The sequence below is a fragment of the Streptococcus sp. OMI750 genome, assembly GCF_047463895.1.
Classification (GTDB): domain Bacteria; phylum Bacillota; class Bacilli; order Lactobacillales; family Streptococcaceae; genus Streptococcus.
Map to the genome: position 1 here is coordinate 1 of NZ_JASHCZ010000011.1, position 6,343 is coordinate 6,343.

The 6,343-nt window shown below is 42.9% G+C and carries 2 protein-coding genes; both read left to right on the top strand.

The genetic code is table 11. From position 1 onward, the window contains the following. Window positions 1-2,390 (top strand): LPXTG cell wall anchor domain-containing protein (locus QM830_RS10830; protein ID WP_414327013.1); only part of this gene is annotated, 2,390 nt, incomplete at its 5' end. A 196-nt stretch (window positions 2,391-2,586) separates the two neighbouring features. Beyond that, window positions 2,587-6,343: accessory Sec-dependent serine-rich glycoprotein adhesin (locus tag QM830_RS10835; protein ID WP_414327015.1), on the top strand; the 3,757-nt coding region annotated here is incomplete at its 3' end.

Here is a 6,343-nt window from a genome sequence, read left to right on the forward strand (position 1 = left end):
TTTCTACATCTGAGTCAGCATCGACATCTGAATCAGTATCAGAGTCAGTATCTGTTTCTACATCTGAATCCGTTTCTACATCTGAGTCAGTATCGACATCTGAATCGGTTTCAACGTCTGAATCGGTTTCAACCTCAGAATCAGTTTCAACGTCAGAGTCAGCATCGATGTCTGAGTCATTATCGACTTCCGAATCGGTTTCAACCTCAGAATCAGTTTCAACGTCAGAGTCAGCATCGATGTCTGAATCAGTATTGGCTTCTGAATCAGCATCAACCTCAGAATCGGTCTCAACATCTGAGTCAGTCTCAACATCTGAGTCAGTATCGACATCTGAATCAGTTTCAACCTCTGAATCAGTTTCTACATCTGAGTCAGCATCGACATCTGAATCAGTATCAGAGTCAGTATCTGTTTCTACATCTGAGTCAGTATCGACATCTGAATCGGTCTCAACGTCTGAATCGGTATCGACATCTGAATCAGTTTCTACATCTGAGTCAGCTTCGACTTCAGAATCGGTCTCAACGTCAGAATCAGTTTCTACATCTGAGTCAGTATCGACATCTGAATCGATCTCAACGTCTGAATCGGTATCGACATCTGAATCGATCTCAACGTCTGAATCGGTATCGACATCTGAATCCGTTTCTGCGTCAGAGTCAGCATCAGTTTCTACATCTGAATCCGTTTCAACGTCAGTAAGTCAATCAATGTCAACGTCTGAATCCGTTTCTACATCTGAGTCAGCATCGACATCTGAATCAGTATCAGAGTCAGTATCTGTTTCTACATCTGAATCCGTTTCTACATCTGAGTCAGTATCGACATCTGAATCGGTCTCAACGTCTGAATCGGTATCGACATCTGAATCAGCATCTACCTCAGAATCATTATCGACTTCTGGATCCGTTTCAACATCTGAGTCAGTATCGACTTCCGAATCGGTTTCAACCTCAGAATCAGTTTCAACGTCAGTAAGTCAATCAATGTCAACGTCTGAATCCGTTTCTACATCTGAGTCAGCATCGACATCTGAATCAGTATCAGAGTCAGTATCTGTTTCTACATCTGAATCCGTTTCTACATCTGAGTCAGTATCGACATCTGAATCGGTTTCAACGTCTGAATCGGTATCTACATCAGAATCAGTATCGACTTCTGAATCAGCATCTACCTCAGAATCATTATCGACTTCTGGATCCGTTTCAACATCTGAGTCAGTCTCAACATCTGAATCAGTTTCAACCTCTGAATCAGTTTCTACATCTGAGTTAGTCTCGACATCCGAGTCATTGTCAGCCTCAGAATCAGTGTCTACGTCTGAATCGATTTCTACCTCAGAATCAGTATCAACGTCTGAATCGGTGTCAACCTCTGAATCAGTATCAGCCTCAGAATCTGTTTCTACATCTGAGTCTATATCAATGTCTGAATCAGTTTCTGTATCTGAATCAATGTCAACCTCTGAGTCAGTATCTACTTCAGAGTCATTGTCAACATCCGAGTCAGTATCAGCCTCAGAATCTGTTTCTACATCTGAGTCCGTGTCGACATCTGAATCGCTGTCAACATCCGAGGTCTCTGAGTCAGTATCTACTTCAGAGTCATTGTCAGCGTCTGAGTCATTATCAGCGTCGACGTCAGAATCAGCGTCAGAATCAGTGTCTACGTCTGAATCGGTATCAACATCTGAATCAGTATCGACATCTGAATCAGTTTCTACTTCAGAATCAGCATCAACCTCTGAATCGGTTTCAGCATCCGAGTCTGTATCAACTTCTGAGTTGGTGTCAACGTCTGAATCAGTATCAACATCTGAATCAGCATCGACTTCCGAATCGGTCTCAACGTCTGAATCAGTTTCAACGTCAGTAAGTCAATCAATGTCAGCGTCAGAATCAGCATCGACTTCTGAATCAGTTTCTACATCCGAGTCAGTATCCGAGTCAGCGTCTACGTCTGAATCGGTATCAACATCTGAATCAGTATCGACATCTGAATCGGTCTCAACATCCGAATCAGTTTCAGTTTCTGAATCAGTCTCAATGTCCGAATCAGTTTCAGTGTCTGAATCTACTTCAACGTCAGTAAGTGCATCAGTCTCTGCATCCGAATCAGTTTCAGAGTCAGCATCTGTTTCTACATCCGAGTCGGTTTCAGTGAGTCGATCACAATCAGTATCAATATCTGGTAGTGGTTCACAATCAGCTTCTGGTTCAGAATCATTGTCTTCATCAGAATCAGCAAGTGGTTCACAAAAACACAGCCAATCTGTGGTGCTTCCGAATACTGGCGAAACAGGAACTGTGACATCAGCTCTTCTTGGGGTTGTTACAGGGTTAGCTGGAATTGCTGGACTGACCCGACGTAAAAAGAAGGGGAACTGATCTAGTAGGAAATATCATTTTTTCGAGTGAATCTCATAGGAGGTTCACTTTTTTACTAGTAGAATGAAGTCTTTTTAATTTCTTGCAAAAAATTTGAAAACAAAAACAACAATAAATAAGTTTTTTATAGCAAATTACTTGAATCTATGTAGTATTTCTGTATAATAAATAATGACTACAATGTAAGGGGAATATCATGCAATTTAAGCGTTCAAAAGGAAACTTTCGTGAGACAGATCGTGTCGTACGCTTCAAATTAATTAAATCAGGAAAAAATTGGCTTCGAGCATCAACTGCTGCTCTAGGACTCTTTCGTGTGGTTCGAGGGCAAGTAGAGGAGATGGTCATTGCCGAAGTTCCAGAAGATGACGGTCGTCTTCATAAGGAGGGCCAACAGTTATTAAAAGGCTTGGTTGCTATAGGTACTGTATTTGGAGGAGCTGTTGTGGCTACGACGGCTCAAGCAGAAGAAGTGGTATCTCTCGCCCCAACTGTGTCTGAAACGAAACAAGAGACATTGGCAGAAGCAGATAGCGTCATTCTTTCAAAGACATCCTCGCTAGATTCTGCATCTGCTTCTCTATCAACCTCTACAAGTCTTTCTGAAACGGCTAGCCTTTCGCTCTCTATGAGTGAATCGACTTCTATTTCCATCAGTGGGCAAGAATCTACCAGTTTGGCAAGCGTTTCTAGTGAATCCACACAAGTTCTAGCTTCAGAATCAGCGGTAGATGAATCAGCAGCTACAGATGAAGCTTCCCTATTGGAACAAAACGCTTCTGAAGCAGAGTTGCTCCAACAAATTGCAGGGAAATATGCTACTCAGATACCTGTGCCTAAGCGTAAGGCAGCTTTGGAAGCAGTTATCAATAAGCTACAATCGGAAGTAACTACTAGCTATCGTTTGGTCCATACAAATGCTGGTGCGCAAGCTTATGCCGAGCAACGCGATCGCTTAGACAAAGCAGTTGATGAGATGATGACCACCTTAACGGCTGCAGGCTTTGTGGGAAATTCCAATATAAATGGGAAACCAGCTATCTCAGCTCAATTGGCTCCAATTAGTGAAGAGGCTAGAAGTAGTGATGAAGATCTATCCATCTCACCCGAGATGGATGATCGCCATGGCGCCAATGTGGTAGATGCGCCACTACCAACCTCGAATGTTGCCAAAGATCCGAACCTAGATAAAAATGCTTTGTTAACTCCAGAAGAGCTTGCAAAGTATTCAAAAGATCACGATTTGAACCGTTATACTTTTGCAATTTGGGAATTTGTTGACCGAAATGAGAAATCCTTGGGCTACTATGCGACACTATCTGTTGATCGCAGCGAAACAAATCCAGATATTCGTGAACCGAAGAATGTTTATTTCCGAATTGTGAAGGAATCAGATGGATCAGAAGTCTTTTCTCAAACATTCCAACCCAATGTGAGATTGAATAGTCCTATGCGACTTCCTAAAGAAGTCTTGATTGCCGATTCTCCAGCAGGCAATAACTTTATCTATTCTTTTGGAGACGCAAGTAAACCTCCTTATGTGACCCTACAATCTTTTCCTAGTATTATGGTTCCAGTCAGAAGTGTTATGCTCCGAGATATCTATAATGTCATGGATCCTTCACATCAAGGTCAAATGTTAAATGAATTCTTCCAGGTCAAAGTACCAACCATGTGGTCTCAACAGTCTACCTTGTATCGTTTGGTGGATCCAAAGGGTAAATGGCAAAATGGACTGTATAAACCAACTGGTGAAGAAGAGATCCTTGCTGAATACAGGCAATCTGGGATTGAGGGACAACAGTATACGGCTTCAAATGCGCGTGATATTGCAGGTTATGTTCAGGTACCAGTAGTAAGTACTTCTCAAAATGCGACCACTGGGATCTTTGATAATAGTAAGGTTGGAGATAGACGTGTAGAATTGTACGGAAATGCGCGTGAGCATTTTATCAAAAGTGAAGTTGTCACAACGAATCAAAATGGGGACTACATTCTTCGCTATTACGTCTTGGATCCTTCTAAAATAAATACATTGACCTCTCGGGATACAGGAAATGAACCAGTATTTGATAAGTATACTCTTGTTTATGAAAAAACTTTTAAACACGACGTTCCAGGCCAATTGTCTGACTTAGGTGGAACGCGTAAAATTGAAAGTAAAAATAAGGATTATTTCCTAAACGTTACTCCAAGACGTGTGGATGAACATAACTTTGAACTGGACGTAACAGGTTGGTTTTCCGCCAATGAAACAGTGACCTATACTGATGAAAAGACGGGAATAGCGTACACGGTTCCAAAACCATTCACAGCTGTTCCAAAATCACCGTCCCTTTCAAAAAATACAACGATGGTTGTAGGGGAAGATGCGACTCCTCAAGGAGCCGATGGCTTCTCTCGTTTCAAGCATACGATTAAAGATAACTATTATGCTAATCCAATGACGAGTGTGAACTACTATTATCGGAAGATGACGGCATCTGAGTCTGCCTCACAGTCTCAAAGTTTTTCAACTTCATCTTCCATCTCTGAGAGTGAGTCACCAACCTTTGAGTCTATTTCAAGATCTCAGTCAGAATCCTTGGCCCCAGCATCACTATCTGCGAGTCAGTCAGAATCCTTGGTTCAAGCCTCGGTTTTTGCGAGCCAGTCTGATTCTTTAATTCAAGCTATGTTTTCTGCGAGTCAATCGAAGTCCTTGGCTCAAGAATCACTTTCCGCGAGCCAGTCTGATTTCTTAGTTCAAACATCAATTTTCCTTAGTCAATCTGAATCGTTGGCTCAAGAATTGCTTTCTACGAGCCAATCGACATCCTTAGTTAAATCCTCAGAATCGGCGAGTCGATCTGAATCTTTGGTTCAAGAATCGCTTTCAGTGAGCCAATCTGAGTCACAGGTTCAAGAATCGCTTTCAGTGAGCCAATCTGAGTCACAGGTTCAAGAATCGCTTTCAGTGAGTCAGTCAGAATCGTTGGTTCAAGCTTCGGTTTCGTCGAGTCAATCCGAATCGCGAGTTCAAGCGTCGATTTCAGCAAGTCAGTCCGAGTCACAGGTTCAAGCTTCGGTTTCGGCCAGTCAGTCCGAATCGTTAATTAAAGAATCGACTTCCGTAAGCCAATCTGAATCGTTGGTACAAGAGTCCGTTTCAGCGAGTCAATCAGAGTCCTTGGTACAAGAGTCCGTTTCAGCGAGTCAATCTGAATCACAGGTTCAAGAATCCGTTTCGGCAAGCCAGTCTGAGTCACAAGTTCAAGCTTCGGATTCAGCAAGTCAGTCAGAGTCACAGGTTCAATCTTCGGTTTCGGCAAGTCAATCCGAATCACAAGTCCAAGCCTCGACTTCAGCGAGTCAATCTGAATCGCAGGTTCAAGCTTCGACTTCAGCGAGTCAATCTGAGTCACAGGTTAAAGAATCGGTTTCAGCAAGTCAGTCAGAGTCACAGGTTCAAGCATCAATCTCTGCAAGCCAATCTGAATCACAGGTTCAAGAATCCGTTTCGGCAAGCCAGTCTGAGTCACAAGTTCAAGCTTCGGCTTCAGCAAGTCAGTCTGAGTCATTGGTTCAAGCTTCAGTTTCAGCAAGCCAGTCCGAGTCACAAGTCCAAGCCTCGATTTCCGCGAGTCAATCCGAATCGTTGGTTCAAGCTTCAACTTCAGCAAGTCAATCTGAATTACAAGCCCAAGCTTCGATTTCAGCAAGTCAGTCAGAGTCGCAGGTTCAAGCTTCGGTTTCGACAAGTCAATCCGAATCACAAGTCCAAGCCTCGACTTCAGCGAGTCAATCAGAGTCCTTGGTCCAAGCGTCGGTTTCAGCAAGTCAGTCTGAGTCACAGGTTCAAGCATCAATCTCTGCAAGCCAATCTGAATCGCAGGTTCAATCTTCGACTTCAGCGAGTCAATCTGAGTCACAAGTTCAAGCGTCGATTTCAGCGAGTCAATCAGAGTCCTTGG